Raw genomic sequence first — 22,897 nt, 5'->3', positions numbered from 1 at the left:
GGGCGACCCACTGGGCCCGCCCATAACGCCTTCTTGAAAGCCTGAGCCGGCCCGCTGGATTATGATGTCCACGACATCTGTTCCGGGGACGAGACCATGATGGACCGCAGGACATTGATCGTGACGGCCTTTGCCGCGGCCGCAGGATCCGGTGCGCTTCATGCCGAGCAGCCCGCGATGAGCCGGATCACCGCCTACGCCTTCTCATTTCCGGCACTCGGCGGCGGCGATATCAGACTTGCCGACTATGCCGGCCGTCCCCTGATGATCGTGAACACGGCCTCGCTCTGTGGCTTCACGCCGCAATATGCCGGCCTGCAGCAACTCTGGACCGAATTCCGCGATCGCGGCTTCGTCATCATCGGCGTCCCCTCCAATGATTTCGGCGGCCAGGAGCCCGGCGGCCCGACCGAGATCGCCGAGACTGCGCAGCATCAATATGGCGTCACCTTCCCGATCGCGGCGAAAGCAATCGTCCGCGGCGCGAGCGCACATCCGTTCTACCGCTGGGCGGCGGAGGCCCGGCCCAAGGACGTGCCGCGCTGGAATTTTCACAAATACCTGATCGGCCGCGACGGCTACATCGCCGACGTTTTCGCTGAGTCGGTTGCGCCCGACGACACGCGCATCAAGACCGGGATCGCACGGGCATTGGCGGCCGCCTGAGATATGGCGATAATCCCCGGAATTAACTGATCCGACGAGGATTTTGGGCACGCGCTCGCCACGTTCATTGCCTTGGCGTCGCCACTGCGACTAGGGTACGATCGGTTGGGGGCGAAGCGACCCGGTCGCGGCATTGCCGGCGCCGGGAGCGCGATCAGCAGGGAACACGCCATGCGCATTGCGACAGGTCTGATTTTCGCAGGGACCGTATCGTTGCTCGCGTCGAGCGCAGCTTGGTCGCAGACGCCGCCCGCCAAGGGCGCCACCGCGGCACCGGCAGCACCAGCGGCCGCGGCTCCCGCGCCCACCGCCGCAGCCCCGCCACCAACCGCAACGGCAGCCCCGGTTCCGCCGAAGCAACCGCCGCAGCCGGCGCGCGCCGCCTGCAACAATCCGAACGCGCTCGGCGTCGGCCGCACGGTCGAGATCGACACCACCGGCGGTCCCGGCTTCGGCTTCGAGCATTTCAAGCAGCTCGACTTCCTGCGCGACCATGAGGTGGTGCTGACCTTCGACGACGGCCCGTGGCCGGGCAACACGCCGGCGGTGCTGAAGGCGCTCGCGGATGAATGCACCACGGGCATCTTCTTCCCGATCGGCAAGCATGCGACCTATCACCCCGAAATCCTGCGGCAGGTCTATGCAGCCGGCCACACGGTCGGCGCCCACACCTGGTCGCACGCCAATCTGAACAACAAGAAGCTCACCGAGGATCAGAAGAAGGACGAGATCGAGCGCGGCTACGCCGCGGTCAAGTGGGCGCTCGAGACCTCACCCTCGCCGTTCTTCCGCTTCCCGGCGCTGCAGCATCCGCCGGAGATGGTGACCTATCTCGGCAACCGCAACATCGCGATCTTCTCCTGCGACCTCGACTCCTTCGACTTCAAGGCGAGCAAGCCGCAGCAGGTGATCGACACTGTGATGAAGAAGCTGAACAAGCTCGGCAAGGGCATCATCCTGATGCACGACTTCCAGAAGCACACCGCGGAAGCCCTGCCCACGCTGCTGACGCAGCTCAAGGCCGGCGGCTACAAGGTGGTCGCGATGCGCGCGAAGTTCCCGGTGACGGTGCTGCCGCAATACGAGCAGGAGCTCGCCAAGGACGTCAAGCTGCCGACCGTAAGCTCGCGCCCGGTGAACAGCGTCGTCACGACCGTCGATCAGCAATAGCGCCGGCGACAATCCTGGTGCCGGCGTTGCGCATCGAAGGCTTCGTCATCGTCTCCGCCGATGGCCGGCTGGCGAATGCGCGGAATGTGATGCCCGACGACCTCAAGATTGAGGGCGACAAGCGGTTCTTCACGGCGGCCCTCGACCGCGCCGACCTCGTCGTGCATGGCCGCCACTCCCGGGAAGAGCAGCCGAACGCGCCAAAGCGGCGGCGCCTGATCCTGACCCGCAAGGTCGCGGCCACTGCGCCCGACCCTGACAATCCGAAGGCGCTGCTGTGGAATCCCGCCGGCTGCCCGTTCGAGGCGGCGAGCCGCGAGGCCGGCGTGACCTCGGGCATGGTCGCGATCATCGGCGGCCCCGGCGTGTTCGGCATGTTCATGGACCGCTACGACACGTTCTGGCTCTCGGTCGCGCCGAACGTGCGCATCCCCGACGGCGAGCCGTGCTTTCCCGGCGTCCCCGCCCGCACCCCGCAGCAGGTGCTGTCAACGCACGGCCTGCACGCCGGCACGCCGGAACTGATCGACGCCGCGCATGATGTCAGCGTGACGCCGTGGCGGCGCGTGGGTTGAAAGCGGCAATGCCCGTAGGATGGGTAGAGCGAAGCGAAACCCATCGATTGCTCGGCACAAAGATGATGGGTTTCGCTGCGCTCTACCCATCCTACGCTGCCGCGTCCTACACGTCCCCATAGGCCGGGTCGTCACGGCGCGGGCCGCGGCCGTAGCCGGCGATGATGAACAGCGCGCCGATCAGCGACAGGTTCTTCAGCGCATCGATCAGCGTCCTGAGGTTGTCGGGCGCCGGCTGATTCCAGAAATCATGAAAGTAGAAGGTGGCGAAGCACACGAAGATGATCAGGAGGATCGCGAAGAACCGCGCCAGCACGTTCACCGCGATCATCAGCCCCGCGACGATCTCGAAACCGCCGATCGTGATCGCCAGCAGCTGCATGAACGGCATGCCGACGGCGGCTTCGATCTGCTGCGTATAGGGCGCGACCACCGCCGGGATCGTCACCTTGGCCGCGAGCAGATCCGCCGTCGCCTGGATGCCGAACAGCTTGCTCGCTCCCGAATACAGGAACAGCACGGCGAACAGGATCCGCCCGAAGGTGATGAACGCTGGCATGGGTCGGCCTCACTGGATGGCGGAAATCGGACGAAGCAGGCGAAGCGATTATGGTCGCTCCGCCTGCCTCGATCAAATCGAATCCATCCCGGTTCAAACACGATGCGGAAAACCGCTGCGGTTTTCCGAACATAACGTGCTCAAACAACGGCCGTCAGCCGAACAGCGTCGGCTGCGCGCGGCCGGCGCGCTCCTGGGCTTCGACGGCGGCGACCGCCGTCATGTTGAGGATGCCGCGCGCCGTCACGCCGGGGGTGAGGATGTGCGCGGGGCGGGCCGGACCGATCAGGATCGGCCCCACCGGCAACGCGTTGGCGAGCGATTTGATCATCTGGTAGGCGATGTTGGCGGCATCGAGGTTCGGCATGATCAGGATGTTGGCCTCGCCTTCCAGCCGCGACTGCGGCAGCACCAGTCGCCGCGCCGCCGCCGACAGCGCGGTGTCGCCCTGCATCTCGCCGTCGGCCTCGATCTCCGGATGTTTGTCCTTCAGGAGCTGGGTCGCCCGCCGCATCTTGCGCGAGGAATCCGTGTCATAGCTACCGAAGTCGGAATGTGACACGAAGGCGACCCTCGGCTTGAAGGCGAAGCGCTGGACGTGGATTGCCGCGAGCGACGCCACTTCAGCGAGTTCCTCCGCGCTCGGGTTCGGCCGCACCTGGGTATCGGCGAGGAAATGGGCGCCGGTGGAGGTAATCATCAGCGCCAGCGCGGCATAGTCGCTGACACCCGGCAGGAAGCCGATGATCTCGCGGACATGGCGCAGATGGCTCATGTAGCGGCCCTCGACGCCGCACAGCATGGCGTCGGCCTCGCCACGCGAGACCGCAAGCGCCGCGATCACGGTATTGTTGGTGCGGACCACGGTCCGCGCGGCCTCCGGCGTCACGCCGCGCCGGCCGGCGACGTCGATATAGGACTGCACATAGGAACGGTAGCGCGGATCGTCCTCGGGATTGATCAGGTCGAAATCGCGGCCGGCCTTGATCGACAGACCGAAGCGCTTGATCCTGGTCTCGACCACCGACGGCCGGCCGACCAGGATAGGCCGCGCCAGCTTTTCCTCGAGCACCACCTGCGTCGCGCGCAGCACGCGCTCGTCCTCGCCTTCGGCGTAGATCACGCGCACCGGCTGGGTCTTCGCCTTGGCGAACACCGGCTTCATGGTGAGGCCGGAGCGGAAGGCGAAGCGTTCGAGATTGGCTGCGTATTCGTCGAAATTGGCGATCGGCCGGGTCGCGACGCCGGACTCGATCGCGGCCTTGGCCACCGCCGGCGCGATGCGCAGGATCAGGCGCGGATCGAACGGGCTCGGGATCAGCGAGCCCGGGCCGAACCCCTGGGTCTCGCCGCTCTCGAAACCATGGGCCACCGCATCCGACGGCGGATCGCGCGCGAGCTGCGCGATCGCATCCACCGCGGCGTGCTTCATCGCCTCGTTGATCGCGGTGGCGCCGACATCGAGCGCGCCGCGGAAGATGAAGGGGAAGCAGAGCACGTTGTTGACCTGGTTCGGGAAGTCCGACCGTCCGGTGCAGATCATCGCGTCGGGACGCGCCAGACGCGCCTCATCCGGCATGATCTCCGGCACCGGATTGGCAAGCGCCATCACCAGCGGCTTGTCACCCATCTGCTTGACCATTTCGGGCTTCAGCACGCCCGGCGCCGACAGGCCGATGAAGATGTCCGCGCCCGGAATGACGTCGGCGAGCACGCGTGCGTCGGTCTTCTGGGTATAGACCGCCTTCCAGCGATCCATCGTCGTGTTGCGGCCCTCATAGACCACACCGTCGATGTCGCAGACCCAGATGTTCTTGCGCTGCGCCCCCATCGAGACCAGCAGATTGAGGGTTGCGATCGCAGCCGCGCCCGCGCCCGAACAGACGATCTTCACGTCGGACAGTTGCTTGCCGTTCAATAACAGCCCGTTGACGATCGCGGCGGCGACGATGATGGCGGTGCCGTGCTGGTCGTCATGGAAGACCGGAATCTTCATGCGCTCCTTGAGCTGCGCCTCGATCTCGAAGCACTCGGGTCCGCGGATGTCCTCGAGGTTGATGCCGCCGAAGGTCGGCTCCAGTGCGGCGACGGTCTCGACCACGCGCTCGATCGTGTCGGCCTTGATCTCGATGTCGAACACGTCGATGCCGGCGAATTTCTTGAACAGCACCGCCTTGCCTTCCATGACGGGCTTGGAGGCCAGCGGACCGATATTACCGAGACCGAGCACCGCGGTGCCGTTCGAGACCACGGCGACCAGATTGGCCCGGGCGGTCAGCGTCGCCGCCTCGGCCGGGTTCTTGGCGATCTCGGTGCAAGCGGCGGCCACGCCCGGCGAATAGGCCAGCGCCAGGTCGCGCTGGTTGGCAAGCGGCTTGATCGCCTGGATCTCAAGCTTGCCCGGCCGCGGCAGCCGGTGATAGGCGAGCGCCGCGTTATGGAGTTCTTCAGACGATGACGACATGCGTACTCCCCGCGTTTCCGGCCCAAATTTCTTGTTTCTGTGCTAATCCAGGCGAAAGTCATTTGTCCGGCAAATCGAGCCGGATGTGAAGCATGTCCAGCCGCTTGGATGCAACATCCGATAATGTCCCCGTCAACAGGCCCGGGCCGGCCGTTCATCGACGCCTGCCCCTCCCCGCGCCATTCGGCCGGGATTGGCAATTTTTTCCCCTTGATCATCCGGAGTTGACCGAATGAAGAAAATTCTGCTCGGCCTGATCGCCGTGGTTGTGATCGCGGCCGCCGGCTTCTTCGGTTTCGACTTCTATGCCCAGCGCCGGGTTACGCGCGACGTCGAGGCCGCCTTCGAGCAGGTCCGTGCCACCGGCGCCAAGGCGAGCCACGGCAAGATCACCTTCGACGTCAAGAGCCGCACCCTGACGATCGCGGACGTCGCCACCGAGTCGGGGACGCAATCCCCGGTCAGCGTCAAGATTGCCCGTCTCACGATGACAGGCCTCGGTCAAACCGATACGGCACGGGTCTCCGCCGGCAACGTCGAGTTCAGCGATATCGAGATCGGCGTGGCGGGACCGACCCCGACGATCACCTCACTGACCTACAAGGCGCCGCGGATCACGGTGAAGGATTATTCCGGCCCCGCCAGCCTGCCCCCGCTTCCGGCCTCGTCGTCGATCTTGGAGCTGTACCGGTCCGCGTTCGGACTGCTCGCGAGCATCAACGCGTCATCGGTCACTGCGCCCAACTTGACCGGAACGATAACCTTCAGCGCCGCCGCAAAAGCCGGCGACGGCGCCAGCGGCGAATTCGCCTATTCGGCATCGCCATCGAAAACATGAAGGACGGAAAGATCGCGTCCAGCAAGACCGGCAAGGTTGTGTTCACGATCAACCAGCAGGCAGCAGGCAAGCCGATCAAGCTGACTGGCGAACTCGCCAATGTCGCCGCGGCCGACATCGACGTCGGCGCGATGGCGGCGATATTCGATCCAGGCAGGGCCAACGATGACAGGGAGTACCGGGTTCAGGGACGCGTTTCGGCCGGTCCGTATGTCATCACCGCGACGCCAGGCGTGAACATGCGGATCGACGGCATCACCGTCGACGACGTCAGGATCAACCCGGCACGGATGCAGCTGCCGGCGCTGCTGGCAATGATCCCGCCGCAAGGGAGCTCGCCGCCGTCTGCCGCCCAGGCACGCGAACTGCTGGACAAGGTCGCCAGCCTCTATTCGGGCGTCGGAATTGGAAATGCGGAGATGCATGGGCTCTCGGTCGAGACGCCACAGGGCCCGCTCAAGCTCGCCTCGATGCGGTTCAATTTCGAACACGGCAAGATCGGCGAGCTTGCGGTCGAGGGACTCGATACCCGTGCGCCGAACGGTCCCATCAAGGTCGGACGCTTCGCGCTGAAGTCGCTGGACATTGCCAGCTTCATGCGGCTCTCGGCGCAGTTCGCCGCGCAGAAGCCGTCCGCTGAACAGGCGCTGGCGTTGTTCCCGCTGATCGAGGGCGTCGAGGTCAAGGGCGTCGCGTCGCCCTACAAAGCCACCGGCAAGCCGGTCAACATCGACGTCCTCAGCCTCGACTGGGGTCAGTTCGTCGGATCGATCCCGAGCAAGCTGCGGCTGATCGCGAAGCTGGCGGCACCGCTGGACGCCGCCGATCCGCGGCAGCAACCGCTCGTCGCCGCCGGGATCGACCGGATGGCGGTCGACGCCGATCTCGGCGCCGTTTGGACCGAGACCTCACGCGCGTTCGCGCTCGAGCCGGTCAAGCTCGACATGGCGGGCCTGCTCAATGCGTCGGCCAGGGTCGCGCTCGGCAACGTGCCGCGCGAGGCATTCTCGACCAGCCCCGCGGAAGCCATGGGCGCGGCCGCGCAGATCGAAGCCGGCACGATCGAGCTCACGGTCCATGACCTCGGCGTCATCGATCTCGCGATCGCTCAATTTGCGCGCACCCGGAACATCAGCCGCGACGAGGCGCGCAAGGTCATCCTCGACGCCATCAAGGCGCAGGGCGGCGAGATCGGCGGGGGTAATCCCGACGCCACCGGCCTCCTCACCGCGATCAGCCAGTTCATCGAGACGCCGGGACAGACGCTGGTCATCAAGCTGACCCCGCGCGCGAAAGCGCCGGCGCTTCAGCTGATGCAATTGCTCAAGACCGACCCGCAATCGGCGCTGGCGCAGTTCCGGATCGACGCCTCGACGGGGTTGTGATTCTCCCACCCGTAGCCCGGATGGAGCGAAGCGCAGTCCGGGAACAGCGTCGCCGCAGGAGGGACCGCCCCGGATTTCGCTTTCGCTCCATCCGGGCTACGGTTTCACTCTTCCTTCCGCCTAACCCTTCGCCGGCAGGTTGGTGCGGATGTGCAGCTCCTTGAGCTGCTTCGGGGTCGCTTCCGACGGCGCGCCCATCAGCAGGTCCATGGCCTGCTGGTTCATCGGGAACAGCGATATCTCGCGCAGATTGTTGGTGCCGCAGAGCAGCATCACGATGCGGTCGAGGCCGGCCGCCATGCCGCCATGCGGCGGCGCGCCATACTGGAACGCACGGTACATGCCGCCGAAACGGTCGATGACCTCCTGCTCGCCATAGCCCGCGATCTCGAACGCCTTCACCATCGCTTCCGGCTTGTGGTTGCGGATGCCGCCGGACGCGATTTCGTAGCCGTTGCAGGCGATGTCGTACTGGAACGCTTTGATGGTCAGCGGGTCCTGCGACGTCAGCGCGTCGAGGCCACCCTGCGGCATCGAGAACGGGTTGTGCGAGAAGTCGACCTTCTTGTTCTCCTCGTCGTACTCGTACATCGGGAAGTCGACGATCCAGGCGAGCTCGAACCGGTCCTTGTCGATCAGGTTCAATTCCTCGCCGAGCTTGGTGCGCGCGAGGCCTGCGAACTTCCAGAACTTCTCGGGATCACCGGCGACGAAGAACGCCGCATCGCCTTCGCCAAGGCCAAGCTGACTGCGGATCGCATCAGTCCGCTCGGCTCCGATGTTGTTAGCAATCGGACCCGCACCAGCCACCTTTGGTTCGCCGCCCAATTCCGTCGGATTCACGCCCAGATATTTGTTCGCTTCGACGACCTTTCCTTCCTTGAGGAGTTGCTCAACGATATCCCGATCTTTCTTCTGATCGGGTTTCGCGAGATCAAGCGTAACGTCTCCAGCGCGCCACATGATGTAGCCGAGGCCAGGTTGGCCTTCTCCCTGCGCCCATGAATTCATACGATCGCAGAAGGCACGGGATCCGCCCTTGGGTGCCGGGATCGCCCAGACCTGGTTCTTCGGGTCCTCCAGCATCCGCGCAAACACCTTGAAGCCGGAGCCGCGGAAGTGCTCGGAGACTTCCTGCATCACGATCTTGTTGCGCAGGTCCGGCTTGTCGGAGCCGTATTTGCGCACGGCCTCGGCGAACGGAATCCGCGGCCAATTCTTCGTGACCGGCTTGCCCTTGGCAAAGTCTTCGAACACGCCGGTGATGACAGGCTCCATCGCCGCGAACACGTCGTCCTGGGTCACAAAACTCATCTCGACGTCGAGCTGATAGAACTCGCCCGGCAGGCGGTCGGCGCGCGGGTCCTCGTCGCGGAAGCACGGCGCGATCTGGAAGTAGCGGTCGAAGCCCGACATCATCAGCAGTTGCTTGTACTGCTGCGGCGCCTGCGGCAGCGCGTAGAACTTGCCGGGATGAATGCGCGAGGGCACCAGGAAGTCGCGCGCGCCTTCCGGCGAGGACGCCGTCAGGATCGGGGTCTGGAATTCGAAGAAGCCCTGCTCCTTCATCCGCTTGCGCATGGAATCGACCACCGCGCCCGCGGGTCATGATGTTCTGGTGCAGCTTCTCGCGACGCAGGTCGAGGAAGCGGTACTTGAGCCTGATATCTTCGGGATATTCCTGCTCGCCGAACACCGGCAGCGGCAGCTCGGCCGCCGGGCCCAGCACCTCGATCTCCTTGATGTAGATCTCGACCATGCCGGTCGGCAGCTCCGGATTGTCGGTGCCGGCGGGACGGCGGCGCACCTTGCCGTCGATCCGCACCACCCATTCGGAGCGGAACTTCTCGACCTCGGTGAACGCCGGCGAGTCCGGATCGGCCACGCATTGGGTGATGCCGTAGTGGTCGCGCAGATCGACGAACAGCACGCCGCCATGGTCGCGGACCCGGTGAACCCAACCCGAAAGCCGGACCGTCTGGTCGATATCGCCCTCTCGGAGCGCGCCGCATGTGTGTGACCGGTAGCGATGCATAGTCTGTCCAAAAACTGATGTCGGAGGAGAATCGCGATAGGAAACTTCCTATCCGAAGGCGCTGGGTTTACCCGAGCCCGCTCGGGGCGGCAACCAAGGGAACGCCCGCTTTTGGCCCGAAACTGCAGATTTTGCCGCGATCCGGCGCCAGGGGCCGCCAACCGTTTGCCTATTCGGCCGGCAGGCCTATCTTCGGGATATGACCATTCATTTCCCGTTCCAGAACACCTATTCGGCGCTGCCGGCGAACTTTTTCGCCCGCGTCGCGCCGACCCCGGTCGCAGCCCCCCGGCTGATCAAGCTGAACCGGGCGCTCGCGGTCCAGCTCGGGCTGGACCCGGACCTGCTCTCGACGCCGGAGGGCGCCGAAATCCTTGCCGGCAAGCGGCTGCCTGACGGCGCCGACCCGATCGCCATGGCCTATGCCGGCCACCAGTTCGGGCACTTTGTTCCGCAGCTCGGCGACGGCCGCGCCATCCTGCTCGGTGAGGTCATCGACAAGGACGGCGTCCGCCGCGACATCCAGCTCAAGGGATCCGGCCCGACCCCGTTCTCCCGCCGCGGCGACGGCCGCGCCGCGCTCGGTCCGGTCTTGCGCGAATATATCGTCAGCGAGGCGATGTTCGCTTTGGGCATCCCGACCACCAGATCACTTGCGGCGGTCGTTACCGGCGAGCCCGTGATGCGCGAGACCGCGCTGCCCGGTGCGGTGCTGACCCGCGTCGCCGCGAGCCACATCCGCGTCGGCACCTTCCAGTTCTTCGCCGCCCGCGGCGACACCGACGGCGTGCGCGCCCTCGCCGACCATGTCATCGCCAGGCACTATCCCGAGCTGAAGGACGCCGCCCAGCCGTATCGCGCCCTGCTCGCCGGCGTCGTGGCGCGGCAGGCCGCGCTGGTCGCGCGCTGGCTCCTGGTCGGCTTCATCCACGGCGTGATGAACACCGACAACACCTCGATCTCGGGCGAGACCATCGATTACGGCCCCTGCGCCTTCCTCGATGCCTACAACCCGGCGCAGGTGTTCTCCTCGATCGACGAGATGGGCCGCTACGCCTACGCCAACCAGCCGCGCATCGCGTTGTGGAATCTGACCCGGCTCGCCGAATGCCTGCTGCCGCTGTTCGCGGACGATCAGGAGAAGGCGATCGAACAGGCGCAAGTGATCCTCGGCGAATTCCCCGAAAAGTTCACCGCAGCCTATAATGCCGGGCTGCGCGCCAAGGTCGGCCTGTTCACCGCGCGCGACGGTGACGAGGCGCTGATCCAGGATCTGCTGGACGCGATGGCCAAGAACGCGGCCGACTTCACGCTGACCTTCCGCCATCTCGGCGAGGCGGCGACCGATGATGCCGCCGACGTCCGCGCGCAGTTCACCGATCCCGCGGCGTTCGACGAATGGGCCGCGCGCTGGCGCGCCCGCCTCGCGCTGGAACAGCAGACGCCGGCCGAGCGCAAGGCCGCGATGGGTGCCGTCAATCCGGCCTTCATCCCGCGCAACCACCGGATCGAGGCGGTGATTGCGGCTGCGGTGAACTCGGATGACTACACGCCGTTCGAGGAATTGCTGACGGTGCTGGCAAAACCCTATGAGGACCAGCCGCACTACGCGGCCTATGCCGATCCGCCGCTCCCCGAGCAGCGCGTGACGCAGACGTTCTGCGGGACGTGAAGCCACTCACGGACGAAAAAGCACCAGCAAATGCCGGGTGACCCGCCGAATTATCCGGCCCCCATCTCGGATGCTAAGGGCACCGGACGATGAGCCAGAGTCTCGGTCATCACCTCGCCGCCAGCTTCGAGCAGCGCTTTCGATAGCTCCTCTGCAACTTTTGCAGCGCCATCGCTATCGATGATGGCACGCACGGCGCCACCCGCAGCCAGCCCACCGACGCCCCCGACGATCTTCCCAACCATGGAGAACATCTGCTTGCGTCGCGCGGTTTGCTTGATCGCTTGGGTCAGTTCAATCGGAAATTCGACTCTCGTAAGCGATGCGAATGTTCGCCGCGCTGGCGCTGCTGCAAGCCGGGCAAACAGCGCGGTCAGGCCCAACCAAACGCAAAACGCAAGGATTGTGATCCATACTCCGCGCTCGAAGACAAGGAACATCGCAGCATAGAACGCGGCGATCCAGGCAACCACAAGGCAGATACTGATGCGTCGATCGCGCGCGCGCAATGCGGTCATCGTGTGCCAATCGATGATATGACCGTGCGAGGGATCCGCCACGGTAATCACCCAAAGACGATCGTTAGTACCACCGGCCCGATTTGGCTTCAGTTCGTCCGGACAGGACAGGATAGGAATTTCCTTCTTGGTCACGGCGCGAAAATAGGCGTCATACGAACTCTTGATCCACTGAGCCGTTCTCGGCGTGGCCACAATGCGAACCGTCGGGGAATTCATCTGCCATCCCAAAATAGATTTGCTCTTATCGGGGATCGACGCTCCAACAATGGACATCGACCCGTACCGCTCAACTATGATGCCAGACTACAACCAAACGGCGAGCAAGAGAAGGCCAGGTCCACGCCCGAGCAATCGATCGCCGCTCGCGCAGCTCCCGTCGGCCCTCCCCATCCTGTGCATCCCGGCCGGTGGCGTGGCGCCGCGCACCTGATTTGTTTGCAACGATTTCGCGCGCGCATCGTTGGCCGGGCAGCGCGGAACGTGCGGCCTCGTCCGATCCAGGTTCCGTGCCGCCGAGATGATGGAGCGCCAGCATGAACCAGCGCGATGACGACCTGAAAACTGCGATCGAGCGCAGCAACCCGAACGGCGTCGAGCAGCCCTTCTCCGAGGACGATCTGCAGCGCCAGCAACTCGGGCCGCGCGGCGTGCCCGGGCAACCGGATCCGGCGAAGATGACGCCACAACGTGCCAAGAAAACGCCGATCGATTCCGGTTCCGGCGGCCACACCGCCTGAACGCCGAAACAAGAAGGGTTTCATGATGAGGATCACCAGCTTCAAGGACATGTATGTCGCCGAGCTTCAGGAACTGGCAAGCGTCGAGGAGCAACTCGCCGTGGCGCTGGCGCGGATGGCGGAGATCGCTTCGCATCCGTCGCTCAAGGATGCGTTCAGCCGCCATCACCGCGAGACCATCGTGCAGGGCGAGCGGTTGAAATCGTTGCTGCGGATGCATGGCGCCGATCCGCTGGAGCACACCGACCAGGCCATGCAGGCGCTGATCCACGAGACCGCCAAGATGGTCTCGCTGCTGCCCGACGACAATTTGCGCGATGCCGGCCTCGTCGCGTCGGCGCAGAAGCTCGCACATTACGAGATCGCCGCCTATGGCAGTGCGGCCGCCCTCGCCGGCCAGCTCAACCTGCGCGACGACCAGCGGCTGCTGCACGACAGTCTCGACGAAGAGCGGCACGTCGACACACTGCTGACGGCGCTCGCCAAGGGCGAGATCAACCAGGACGCCCTCACCGCGTAACGCCGGATGTGTAGAGCCGTTGGCTCTACTCATCCTACGCATCTACGCGTTCGGGAAAAATGCTGCTGAAAATTTCGCGCTTCGCGGAGCTGCCGTCGTTTTTATCCCGCGACTATTGCCCTGCGTGAGCCGTTCGATCAGCCTCGCATCATCGATGCCATGGGGAAGACGAACGATGAGCTTCAGGTTCAAGCAGGTTTTCGCAGACACCCGGCAGGCGCTCGGCGCCGATCCGGCGCAGGCGCAGGCCGTGTTCCAGGCGACTTCGCAACTCGGCGACGGCGTCAATAGCCGCGTTGCCGTGCGGCAATTCAACGTCAGCGTCGACGAGCCGCCGGCGCTCGGCGGCCAGGACACCGCACCGAACCCGGTCGAGTACATCCTCGCCGCGCTCGGCTCATGCCAGGAGATCACCTATCGGCTCTATGCCGACGCGCTCGGCATTCCCCTCAAGGGCGTGTCCGTCAAGCTGTCAGGCGCGATCGATCTGCGCGGCTTCTTCAGCGTCGATCCAGACGTGCGAGCTGGTTTCCAGCAGATCGAGGCCGAGGTCGCCATCGACAGTCCGGCCTCCGCGGCCGACATCGCTCGGCTGAAGGAAACCGTCGACCGTCATTGCCCCGTGCTGGACATCCTGCGGAACCCGACGCCGGTGGATCTGAAGCTGCGCACCGGACCGTTGAGCGTGGCCGCCTAACGCATGATCCGGAAAAGTGCAAAGCGGTTTTCCGGCGCGACAAGCGCGGAACGCATTTGCGCGGAGATCATGCGCAAACTCAGAACTCAAGCGCGGTGACCACCGCGCTTGAGTTCCCCCATGTGAGCGTTAACTCACTCTCCACCATGCGCCGAGGCCGGCTGCGGTAACCATAAGGCTTAACAGCGCGTCAACGCTCCCCCAACAAGTCTAACTGTTTCTGATGGGGGAGAATGGCCCGTGGACGCATTTGCATTCGAATTTATGGGATTGGCGATGATCGCGCTCTGTCTCGTCGTGCTGGCGATGCCCGCCGCGCGCCGGCCGTCGAAGAACATCCGCTACGAGTGAGCCGCGCGAAATAGCTCGATCAAACGTCATCGAATGGCGATATGCTCGCGCTGACGAGTCCTGACCTGGGACGCAAATTGCGGGAATTGACGACGCTTGAACGACACCGACGTCCCGCAGCCCGGCACACCGCCCGCCACCGCGAGCTCGACGCACTCGCCGCTGGAGGTGCTGCTGATCTTCTTCAAGCTCGGCGTCAGCTGCTTCGGCGGCCCGATCGCCCATATCGGCTATTTCCGCGACGAGTTCGTCACCCGCAGGCGCTGGCTTGACGAACAGGCCTATGCGGATCTGGTCGCGCTCTGCCAATTCCTGCCGGGCCCTGCGAGCAGCCAGGTCGGCTTTTCGCTCGGCCTGATGCGCGCCGGGTACCTGGGGGCGCTGGCGGCCTGGACCGGATTCACGCTGCCCTCGGCGATCGCGCTGGTGCTGTTTGCCTTCGGCGCCAGCGGATTGAGCGGCCCTGCGGGTACCGGCCTGGTGCACGGCCTCAAGCTGGTTGCGGTGGCGATCGTCGCCCAGGCCGTCTGGGGCATGGCGCGCTCGCTCTGCCCCGACCGCGAACGCGCCTCGATCGCGACGGTCGCAGCACTCGTCATCCTCGCCAGTTCGTCGTCGATCGCGCAGATCGGCGCCATCGTTCTCGGCGCCATCGCCGGGCTTTGGCTCTGCCGGGCGCAACCGGCCAATGGGGTCACCCATATCGCGATGGCGGTATCGCGCCGCGTTGGCGTCGCAGCGCTGATCCTGTTCGTCGCGCTGTTGGTCGGACTGCCGCTGCTGTCGCGGACATGGCCCGGCCTCGGCCTGTTCGAGGCCTTCTACCGCTCGGGCGCGCTGGTGTTCGGCGGCGGCCACGTCGTGCTGCCGCTGCTGCGCGAAGCCGTGGTGACGCCGGGCTGGATCGGCGACGATGCGTTCCTGACCGGCTATGGCGCCGCGCAAGCGGTGCCGGGCCCGCTATTCACCTTTGCCGCCTATCTCGGCGCCGTGATCGGCGGCGTGCCGGACGCGATCGTCGGCCTCGTCGGCATCTTCCTGTCGGGAATTCTCGTCCTGCTCGGGGCGCTTCCGTTCTGGGACAGCTTTCGCAAACGGCCGGCGGCGCAGGCGATGATGCGCGGCGTCAACGCCGCCGTCGTCGGCATTCTGGGGGCCGCGCTCTACAATCCGGTGTGGACCAGCAGCGTCCACCGTCCGCTCGATTTCGGCATCGCGCTGGCCGGCTTCGTCCTGCTCACGGCGTGGCGCGCACCGCCGCTCGTGGTGGTGGTGCTCAGCGCGGCCGCCGGCATCGCCACGGGGCTCCTGCAATCGTGAACGATCGCGCAGTGGTTTCGCCGCGCGGATTAAGAACGCCTTCATGCCTCGCCGCCACGATAGCGGATATATGCCGAGCGTTTCTAAACAACCGACCCGGGTTCCCGTGCTGGACCTGCTGCGGCTTGCCGCGGTCGGGGCCGTGATCCTGTATCACTACGGCTTCTGGGGCGTGGCATCGAACGGCGTGCAAAAGGTGGCGATGCCGTACCTCGCCCCGATCGCGCAATACGGCTTCCTCGGCGTCCCCGTGTTCTTCGCGATCTCCGGCTTCGTCATTGCCTATTCCGCCGAAGGCCGCACGCCGATCGGCTTCGCGATCGCCCGCTTCAGCCGCATCTATCCGACCTTCGTCATCTGCATGACGCTGACCTTCCTCGCGACGCTGCTGCTGGGCCACGCGTACTTCCACGTGACGTGGGGGCAATGGCTGGCAAACCTGTTCATCGCGGCCCCGATGCTCGGTCAGCCCTACATGGACGACGCCTATTGGTCGCTGGTGATCGAGGTCGTGTTCTACGCCTGGATCGCGCTGTTCCTGGCCTGGGGCATCTTCCCGCGGCGGATCGACACGATCATCGTGGCGTGGATCGCGATCACCTTTGCCAACGAACTCACCATCGACGTTCCCCTGTTCGAGAAACTGTTCATGGCCGACGACAGCGGCTTCTTCGCCGTCGGACTGCTGATCTATGAGCATTACCGCGGACGGCGCGACACCAGGCTGTACAGCCTGCTGTCGCTCGCGATGGGCACGGCGACATTCCAGGCCGTGCACAAGCTGGAGCGGCTCGGCGTCCACACCCATGGCAGCTTCGATCCACGCGTCGTCACGGTGATCTGCATCGTCTCGCTCGGCATCGTGTTCGCGGCCACCCGCATCAAGTCTGTAGCCTTGCCGGAAGGCTTCGTCAGGGCCGTGGGAGGCATCACCTACCCGCTCTATCTGCTGCATCTGCAGCTCGGCTACGTCATCCTGCTCCTGATCACACCAACGCCGGACGCGCTGTCGACCATGCTGGTCGTGACGGGCATGGTGCTGCTGGCCTGGTTCGTCTGGCGCTTCCTCGAAGACCCCGCGCATTATCTCGTCAGGGACAAGCTAACGACGCTGGCCTCGCGGCACGGGTGGCCGTCACGCATTCGTGCGGGCGAAGCGCGGATCGATCGGGACGACGTTGCCCCGCCAATCGAGGCCAGCAGCATCGCCAACCGCTGATCCGTCCGGCGCACATCGCCGGAGCAGCATCCGACGTTGCCGCCGTCGCGAACCTTGGGCCGAAACGAACACCGTCATTCATCTGCGATGCGTGGTGACGACGGTCAGGCGCAAGCGGGCGGATGGCGCCCGGGGGGCGACTCGATATCCTCAGACCCGCCCGCTCCATTCATGATCTCCGGGCATTTCCATTGCCAGTTCATTCGCCAGCTCGAGCGCTTCCTTGACGTCAGGCGTAGACAGACCTTCCGTGAACGTTCGGACGACGGGTAGCAGCAACTCGGCCGCTCGCTCATGTTTGCCGGAATGTCGCCAAAGGCGCGCCAGGCTGCCAGCTGACCGCAATTCAAAGGACCGCGCGCTTTGCCCGCGCGCCAGCTCGATCGAGGCGAGGAACATTCGCTCGGCGGATTCGACGGACGATGATTTCGCGTAATTGAGCGTCATCTCACCTTGCAGACGATAGATCTCGGCTTCGTAAAAATGCTCTCCCGTTCTTCTCCCGATCGCCGATGCGCTGTCGAGTTCGCGCAAGGCAGCATCCGGCAAGCCGGCACTTGCATAAGCCTTCGCGAGCAGGCTCCTGAACCAGCAACTGGCGAGCCGGGCGCTCATGCCCTCGTAGCCGTCGATAGCCATTCGCATCTGGTTCAATCCCTCGTCGACATTGCCGAGCTCAGTCATCGCCCATCCTCGCAGGATGGTCGTCTGATGCTTCCAGTGCAGGAAGCCGTGTTCCGATGAGAGGGCCAGTGCCCTGTTGGTGTAATCGTGGGTCCCTTCGACATCGCGGAGATGCTGGCAAACGTAAGCGCCGAATGTCAGCGCAAACGACAGCGTGAAGGGGTGGCGAAGGTCTTCCGCTTCCGAAATAGCCTGCTGGCTGTATCGGCGTGCCGCGTCAGGACGGCCCAGAAACCACGACACGTACCCGAGATACGAGAGCGAGACGATGCCAGGATGGATGCCATGCGTTGCCGTCAGGGCGCCGTGTAGATCAGGGCTGTACAGATTCCTGAAGCGATGAAAGGTGATGTTCGGCGGCGACAAACCGCCCGCGGTACAGCATGGTCATCGCAATCGCCCGATGCGCCTCGATCAGATATCCGGTCTGTTGCGTCGCCGACGAGCTTTGATTCGACGCCTCGCGCCTTGCGAACTGCAGGAGCTCCGCGCTCAGCTCATGCGCCCGTGCGAGATCGCCGCGGATAAAGTGGCACACCCAAAGTCCGCGCGTCGCCGCAAAGACCTTCGCCATGTTGTCGAGATGCCGGCCGAGTTCGAGCGCGCGAACATAATTCTCCTCGACTTCCTGGACGGCGTACCCCTTTGCCGCGATCAGGGCGGTGCCCAGGGCGATGCGAAGCTCAAGCTCGGACTCGTTTCGCCCCTGCATGCCGGGTGAGGCTTGCAGAACCCCTAGCCCACGACGCAGATGACCGATCGCCTCCAGAGTCGCACCCTTCATTGCGGCCTGCTTTCCGGCCTTGAGCCAGAAACCCGCAGCCGGCTCGCTTTGGCCGGACTCGGTCAGGTGGTAGGCGAGAAGCTCCGGTTCGCGCTCGATCTTCTCCGGATATTTTTCGGCCAGCACGCGTGCGATCTTGGCGTGCAGCGTTCTTCTTTCCCTGTGCAGCAAGCTTTCATGCGCCGCATTCTGGATCATCACGTGCTTGAACGAGTACAGCGCCTCCGGCAGAAAGCCGAAGCGGACGATCAAGCCGGCTGCCTCCAGATGGTTCAGGGCGGCTTCGATCTGGTCCGCCGGCGCCTCGGCAACCTCGCGAAGGATCTCATAAGAGAACTCGCGGCCGATGGTGGCGCCGATCTGCGCGATTTTCTTGAACGATCCCATCCGGTCGAGGCGGGCCATCAGGGAATCGTTCAATGTCGCGGGAATAGCGAGCTGATGCCACGGACCGGACAAGACGTAACGTCCATGTTGCTCAGTCAAGACGTCGGACTCGAGAACGGCCTTGGTCAGCTCTTCAAGGAAGAGCGGCACGCCATCGGTTTTGACAATGATGTCCTCAATCACCTCTCTGGGAAGCTCCTTTTCTCCAGCCACACGTTCGACCAATATCGTGCGGACCTGTCGGCCGAGACGCTTGAGGTTCGCACTGATGGTGTGCGCGTGATCGTTCCAGCCCGGCTGAAACTCCGGACGACAGGTGATCACGACAAGGATCGACGCGCTGCGAACGTTCTCCACCAGCAGATCGAGCACGGCCCGCGAGGTGGGATCGATCCAATGTGCGTCCTCAAAATCGATCAGGAGCGTCTGCCCGCGCGCTTGCGCGAGCAGATGGTTGACGAGCGTGGCGATCGTCGCATCCTTCAGCTGTTGCGGCGAGAGATCCAGGGCCGCGTAGCGGTCACCGGTGGGAATTGAAAGCAACGCCGCAAGGATCGGCACCACTGTGTCCGCCTCGCCGTTCGAGGCGGCGACGCCGGCTTCAAGCTTTGTCAGCCAAAGCGCAGACGCGTTCTCGCCGTCAAGGCCGAGCGCGAATTTGAGATGCTCGATGAAGGGATGAAAAGCGGTGCTGCTGTAATAGGGAGAGCACTGGAACGAAACTTGTCCGTGTTGATCACCTGCGATCCGCTCCCGCAATTCCTGAACGATCCTGGATTTTCCAATTCCCGGCTCGCCCGTCAGCAGCACGACCTGCCCCTCACGGGCTTTCGCTTGCTGCCAACGCGTGAGCAGCAACGCCATCTCTTCGGTGCGGTTGACCAGCGGCGTCAATCTGGAGCCCATGGCCGCGGCAAATCGCGTCTCGGCGCGGCAGGGCCGAACCACGAGCCAGGCCTGGGCCTTCGCGGATATCCCCTTCAGCGCGTGAAATCCTAAGTCCTGGTAGTCGAACTTTCCTCTCAGCAGGGATTGCGTCGAAGACGCAATGACGACGCCGTCCGGAGGCGCCAAGGCCTGCAGACGGGCAGCCAGATTTGGCGTCTCGCCGACTGCGGAATCGTGCTCCTCGGTGTCCTGTCCAACCAGGTCTCCGACGACAACAAGGCCGGTCGCAATCCCGATGCGCACACTGGGCCCATGACTTGTAACGTCGCGGGCGTCACTCGCTCTCGCCGACGACAGGCTCCGTACAATTTCGAGCGCCGCACGCACCGACCGCTCGGCGTCATCCTCATGCGCATTCGGATAGCCGAAATAGACCAGAATGCCGTCCCCGAGGTAGCGGGCCGCGAAGCCTTCGTACCGCTTGACCACGCTGACGCACTTTTCCCTGAAGCTCGCGATCATGTCGCGGACGTCTTCGGGATCGAACTGTTCGGACAGCGAGGTCGAACCGACCATGTCGCAGAACATCACGGTCAGCTGGCGCCGCTCGGCGCTCACCGCCGCGCTTTCCGCGACGCTCCTGCCGCCGGCGGGACCTTTTGCCGAACGGGTCAGGGAAGCAACCGCGCGCTGCAAGCGCCTGCGGTCTCCCAGCGGAAGTCCAAGTTCGACCAGATCCTGCTCGGTCAAATCGGGCAGGATGTCCAAACCGATGCGATGCAGGACAAAGAGGTCGCTATACTGGCCGAGATCAACGGTTTCGAGCCAGTGCTTGAGAGCAGCCTCCATATCGGCGCTTGGCCGTTTCTCCGGCATTGTGATCCGTCCGACTGCGGGCCATTGGCGACAATGGGCCTCGTTCGACGATGCCAAAGGGCTTGTTTACCCCAGACTGGACGCGTTCACAAAGTGCGAAACGCGCGGCGCCATCCGATTTCGCGCGCGATGACTCGGACGCGTCAGCGCCGCGAGGATGTGGATGTGTGACTCACAGACCGCGCCACACACTCAATGTCGTCCTGGCGAAAGCCAGGACCCATTACCCCAAATGAGAGTTGTTGCGCGACGCTGGGGCCACGATCCCGTTCATGATCAAATGCGGTGGTTCTGGGTCCTGGCTTTCGCCAGGACGACGATCGTGTGTGGCATCCGCACTGTCATCGCCCGGCTCGCCGCCTCCGTTGAAGCTTCGGCGCGCCAAGGATGCATAGCGTCATCGAAGCCTTGGCGATGACGGGACCGGGCGATGACACCGACATGAAGTACGCAATGACGATGCGCCGTATCGCGCGAGAACCACCCTCATCGTCCGTCCTGGCGAAAGCCACGACCCATTACCCCCAATGCCCATTGCCGCGCGCGGCCGGGGCCGCGATCGCCCGACCAACGAATTCCGGCGGTTATGGGTCCCGCCTTTCGCCCGCACGACCGCCGAATTCCCGGCACGACCGGGCCGAAAACACCCTCGAATCACGCCCAATCAATTCAAAAATGGCCCGTCCCTCACCCCGCGCAGGGCCAAAATCCCTGCAAGACCCTTGACATAGCTGCCCTTTCGGCAGAACGCGTGTGGTTAAGCCGTTATGGACACTTCATGGATTTGATTAGCACGACCTCCGACCTCGCCGCCGCCTGCGACCGGCTCGCCAAACATAAGGTCATCACTGTCGACACCGAGTTCCTGCGGGAGACGACCTACTATCCGCTGCTCTGCGTCGTGCAGATGGCGAGCGCGGAAGAAGCCGTCGTGGTCGACGCGCTGGCACCCGGCATCGACCTCAAGCCGTTCTTCGACCTGATGTCGAACGAGGCCGTGCTCAAGGTATTCCACGCTGCGCGGCAGGACATCGAAATCGTCTGGCACCTCTCTGGCACGATTCCGCATCCGATCTTCGACACCCAGGTCGCCGCCATGGTGCTCGGCTATGGCGACAGCATCGCCTATGACCAGCTCGTCGACCGCGTCACCGGCCACCGCCCCGACAAGACCCACCGCTTCACCGACTGGTCGCGCCGGCCGCTGAGCGACGAGCAGCTGCATTACGCCGTCTCCGACGTCACCCATCTGCGCGAAGTGTTCGCGGCGCTCGACGCCGATCTGAAGAAGCGCGACCGCAGCGACTGGGTCAGCGAGGAGATGGAGGTCCTGACCTCGCCCAAGACCTACGACTTCCATCCCGAACGTGCCTGGGAGCGGCTCAAGACCCGCGTGCGCAAGCCGCGCGAGCTCGCGGTGCTGATCGAGGTCGCGGCCTGGCGCGAGCAGGAGGCGCAGAGCCGCGACGTGCCGCGCTCGCGCGTGCTCAAGGACGATGCGGTCGGCGATATCGCCACCCACGCGCCGACCTCGCTGGAGAAGCTCGGCAATCTGCGCTCGCTGCCGAAAGGATTCGAGCGCTCCAAATGGGGCGCCGACATCATTGCTGCCGTGCAGCGCGGCCTCGCCCGCGACCAGGCCACGCTGCCCAAGCTGGAAAAGCCGAGAAACAATTCCAACGGCGCGGCGACCGTCGAGCTGTTGAAGGTGCTGCTGCGCATGACCTCGGAGCGGCACGGCGTCGCCAGCAAGGTGATCGCCACCGTCGACGATCTCGAGCAGATCGCGGCCAGCGATCAGGCCGAGGTCGGCGCCCTGCACGGCTGGCGCCGCGAACTGTTCGGCGAGGCCGCGCTCAAGCTCAAGCACGGCCAGCTCGCGCTCGCGATCGACAAGGGCCGCGTGGTGCGGGTGGACCGGGGCTAGCGCGCGCCGCCTGCCCGGTGCGCGGCAGGTTCCACCGGCAGTCGGCCAGTGGCCGAACGCGTTGCGCCGGAGTTCGACCGGCACAGGCTGAGGTTGCGTCACGCAAAACCACCGCGCTTGCTAAGGCGCAATTTTCGTGTTGCAATCGCTTCACAATCGGATTGCGGCCGTTCGACTGTGCGTTTCGCGACGTTGACATCCAAGGCTTCGATCGAGAGGCGAAACTTCGGACTTGAAGACTTTGGATCTGACGACCCGGGAAGTGAACAGAGAGCGCAAAGTCCGCTTGCGGCGTGGCACGTGGAAAACGTGGCCGCGTCTTTTTTATGTCTAAACTGGGAGAGAGACGATGCCGAAGGGTACCGTCAAATGGTTCAACCCGACCAAAGGTTACGGGTTCATCAAGCCAGCCGTCGGCGACAAGGATGTGTTCGTCCACATCTCCGCGGTCGAGCGCGCGGGCCTCAGCACATTGAACGAGAACCAGTCCGTCGAGTACGAGCTGGTGGAGAACCGCGGCAAGGCGTCGGCCGAGAACCTCAAGGTTCACTGAACGCCGCTGCCAGCGGAATTCATCGGGATGCCTCCCCCGGCAGCATCACCCCGGGGGACCTCTCGTGCT

The 22,897-nt window shown here is 64.4% G+C and carries 16 protein-coding genes and 2 pseudogenes; 13 read left to right on the top strand and 5 right to left on the bottom strand.

The genetic code is table 11. The features are described from left to right. Window positions 1–96: 96 nt before the first annotated feature. The 3 genes from ACVWYP_RS23105 (at window position 97) to ACVWYP_RS23095 (ending at window position 2,411) form a co-directional block, all read left to right on the top strand. Window positions 97–666 (top strand): glutathione peroxidase, encoded by a 570-nt coding sequence (locus tag ACVWYP_RS23105; RefSeq protein WP_304499987.1) that lies wholly within the window; start codon window positions 97–99, stop codon window positions 664–666. Between the two features lie 171 nt (window positions 667–837). Continuing rightward, entirely contained in the window at window positions 838–1,836 is a 999-nt protein-coding gene (locus tag ACVWYP_RS23100) for a polysaccharide deacetylase family protein (RefSeq protein WP_304499986.1), read from the top strand. A 17-nt stretch (window positions 1,837–1,853) separates the two neighbouring features. Beyond that, complete coding sequence (locus ACVWYP_RS23095) at window positions 1,854–2,411, top strand: dihydrofolate reductase (protein WP_304499985.1); 558 nt, start codon at window positions 1,854–1,856, stop codon at window positions 2,409–2,411. A 106-nt stretch (window positions 2,412–2,517) separates the two neighbouring features. On the opposite strand, the gene ACVWYP_RS23090 is transcribed toward ACVWYP_RS23095, so the two are convergent. Both ACVWYP_RS23090 and ACVWYP_RS23085 read right to left on the bottom strand, forming a co-directional pair. Beyond that, window positions 2,518–2,970 (bottom strand): DoxX family protein, encoded by a 453-nt coding sequence (locus ACVWYP_RS23090; RefSeq protein WP_028344830.1) that lies wholly within the window; start codon window positions 2,968–2,970, stop codon window positions 2,518–2,520. 154 nt (window positions 2,971–3,124) lie between these two features. Beyond that, entirely contained in the window at window positions 3,125–5,434 is a 2,310-nt protein-coding gene (locus ACVWYP_RS23085) for an NADP-dependent malic enzyme (RefSeq protein WP_304499984.1), read from the bottom strand. 232 nt (window positions 5,435–5,666) lie between these two features. Here ACVWYP_RS23085 and ACVWYP_RS23080 point away from each other — a divergent pair, with 232 nt between their 5' ends. Beyond that, a complete protein-coding gene (locus tag ACVWYP_RS23080; RefSeq protein ID WP_304499983.1) occupies window positions 5,667–6,272 on the top strand; it encodes a hypothetical protein in 606 nt (201 codons plus the stop codon). Continuing rightward, window positions 6,269–7,657 carry a hypothetical protein gene (locus ACVWYP_RS23075; RefSeq protein ID WP_456684140.1) on the top strand — a complete coding sequence of 463 codons (1,389 nt, stop codon included), beginning with the start codon at window positions 6,269–6,271 and terminating at the stop codon, window positions 7,655–7,657. The genes ACVWYP_RS23080 and ACVWYP_RS23075 overlap by 4 nt, the downstream gene beginning before the upstream one ends. A 120-nt stretch (window positions 7,658–7,777) precedes the next feature. On the opposite strand, the pseudogene aspS reads toward ACVWYP_RS23075, so the two are convergent. After that, a pseudogene (gene aspS / locus ACVWYP_RS23070) lies at window positions 7,778–9,692 on the bottom strand (aspartate--tRNA ligase). A gap of 199 nt (window positions 9,693–9,891) precedes the next feature. Here aspS and ACVWYP_RS23065 point away from each other — a divergent pair. After that, complete coding sequence (locus tag ACVWYP_RS23065) at window positions 9,892–11,364, top strand: protein adenylyltransferase SelO (protein WP_304499980.1); 1,473 nt, start codon at window positions 9,892–9,894, stop codon at window positions 11,362–11,364. 50 nt (window positions 11,365–11,414) lie between these two features. Here ACVWYP_RS23065 and ACVWYP_RS23060 read toward each other — a convergent pair whose 3' ends face one another. Further along, window positions 11,415–12,158, bottom strand: coding sequence for a hypothetical protein (locus ACVWYP_RS23060; protein WP_304499979.1), 744 nt, complete (start codon window positions 12,156–12,158; stop codon window positions 11,415–11,417). A gap of 260 nt (window positions 12,159–12,418) precedes the next feature. Between ACVWYP_RS23060 and ACVWYP_RS23055 the strand changes: the two genes are divergently transcribed. From ACVWYP_RS23055 to ACVWYP_RS23035, 5 genes are all read left to right on the top strand, one after another. Further along, window positions 12,419–12,622, top strand: a complete 204-nt coding sequence (locus ACVWYP_RS23055) for a hypothetical protein (RefSeq protein WP_304499978.1) — start codon at window positions 12,419–12,421, stop codon at window positions 12,620–12,622. 22 nt (window positions 12,623–12,644) lie between these two features. Next, a complete protein-coding gene (locus ACVWYP_RS23050) occupies window positions 12,645–13,142 on the top strand; it encodes a YciE/YciF ferroxidase family protein (protein WP_304499977.1) in 498 nt (165 codons plus the stop codon). 175 nt (window positions 13,143–13,317) lie between these two features. Next, window positions 13,318–13,839: an OsmC family protein gene (locus ACVWYP_RS23045; protein WP_304499976.1), complete on the top strand. Its 522-nt coding sequence runs from the start codon at window positions 13,318–13,320 to the stop codon at window positions 13,837–13,839. A 447-nt stretch (window positions 13,840–14,286) separates the two neighbouring features. After that, complete coding sequence (gene chrA / locus ACVWYP_RS23040; protein ID WP_304499975.1) at window positions 14,287–15,510, top strand: chromate efflux transporter; 1,224 nt, start codon at window positions 14,287–14,289, stop codon at window positions 15,508–15,510. Between the two features lie 70 nt (window positions 15,511–15,580). After that, window positions 15,581–16,729 carry an acyltransferase family protein gene (locus ACVWYP_RS23035; protein WP_453946037.1) on the top strand — a complete coding sequence of 383 codons (1,149 nt, stop codon included), beginning with the start codon at window positions 15,581–15,583 and terminating at the stop codon, window positions 16,727–16,729. 150 nt (window positions 16,730–16,879) lie between these two features. On the opposite strand, the pseudogene ACVWYP_RS23030 reads toward ACVWYP_RS23035, so the two are convergent. Further along, window positions 16,880–20,348, bottom strand: a pseudogene (locus ACVWYP_RS23030) (ATP-binding protein). Window positions 20,349–21,126: 778 nt separating this feature from the next. On the opposite strand from ACVWYP_RS23030, the gene rnd reads away from it, so the two are divergent. Together rnd and ACVWYP_RS23020 are read left to right on the top strand one after the other, a co-directional pair. Further along, window positions 21,127–22,275, top strand: a complete 1,149-nt coding sequence (gene rnd / locus ACVWYP_RS23025) for a ribonuclease D (protein WP_018271312.1) — start codon at window positions 21,127–21,129, stop codon at window positions 22,273–22,275. Between the two features lie 349 nt (window positions 22,276–22,624). After that, complete coding sequence (locus tag ACVWYP_RS23020) at window positions 22,625–22,828, top strand: cold-shock protein (protein WP_016847412.1); 204 nt, start codon at window positions 22,625–22,627, stop codon at window positions 22,826–22,828. Window positions 22,829–22,897: the final 69 nt, after the last annotated feature.

The sequence above is a fragment of the Bradyrhizobium sp. USDA 3262 genome, from assembly GCF_054060035.1.
Note: the sequence above shows the minus strand (reverse complement) of the source record. Positions and strands in the feature narration are given on the sequence as shown.

Bases quoted from the DNA above. Each gene is read 5' to 3' on its own strand.
- ACVWYP_RS23075 (WP_456684140.1), top strand. From the start codon at position 6,269: ATGAAGGACGGAAAGATCGCGTCCAGCAAGACCGGCAAGGTTGTGTTC.
- ACVWYP_RS23080 (WP_304499983.1), top strand. From the start codon at position 5,667: ATGAAGAAAATTCTGCTCGGCCTGATCGCCGTGGTTGTGATCGCGGCC.
- ACVWYP_RS23045 (WP_304499976.1), top strand. From the start codon at position 13,318: ATGAGCTTCAGGTTCAAGCAGGTTTTCGCAGACACCCGGCAGGCGCTC.
- rnd (WP_018271312.1), top strand. From the start codon at position 21,127: ATGGATTTGATTAGCACGACCTCCGACCTCGCCGCCGCCTGCGACCGG.
- ACVWYP_RS23100 (WP_304499986.1), top strand. From the start codon at position 838: ATGCGCATTGCGACAGGTCTGATTTTCGCAGGGACCGTATCGTTGCTC.
- ACVWYP_RS23065 (WP_304499980.1), top strand. From the start codon at position 9,892: ATGACCATTCATTTCCCGTTCCAGAACACCTATTCGGCGCTGCCGGCG.
- ACVWYP_RS23055 (WP_304499978.1), top strand. From the start codon at position 12,419: ATGAACCAGCGCGATGACGACCTGAAAACTGCGATCGAGCGCAGCAAC.
- ACVWYP_RS23020 (WP_016847412.1), top strand. From the start codon at position 22,625: ATGCCGAAGGGTACCGTCAAATGGTTCAACCCGACCAAAGGTTACGGG.
- ACVWYP_RS23090 (WP_028344830.1), bottom strand. From the start codon at position 2,970: ATGCCAGCGTTCATCACCTTCGGGCGGATCCTGTTCGCCGTGCTGTTC.
- ACVWYP_RS23060 (WP_304499979.1), bottom strand. From the start codon at position 12,158: ATGTCCATTGTTGGAGCGTCGATCCCCGATAAGAGCAAATCTATTTTG.
- ACVWYP_RS23085 (WP_304499984.1), bottom strand. From the start codon at position 5,434: ATGTCGTCATCGTCTGAAGAACTCCATAACGCGGCGCTCGCCTATCAC.
- ACVWYP_RS23105 (WP_304499987.1), top strand. From the start codon at position 97: ATGATGGACCGCAGGACATTGATCGTGACGGCCTTTGCCGCGGCCGCA.
- ACVWYP_RS23035 (WP_453946037.1), top strand. From the start codon at position 15,581: ATGCCGAGCGTTTCTAAACAACCGACCCGGGTTCCCGTGCTGGACCTG.
- ACVWYP_RS23050 (WP_304499977.1), top strand. From the start codon at position 12,645: ATGATGAGGATCACCAGCTTCAAGGACATGTATGTCGCCGAGCTTCAG.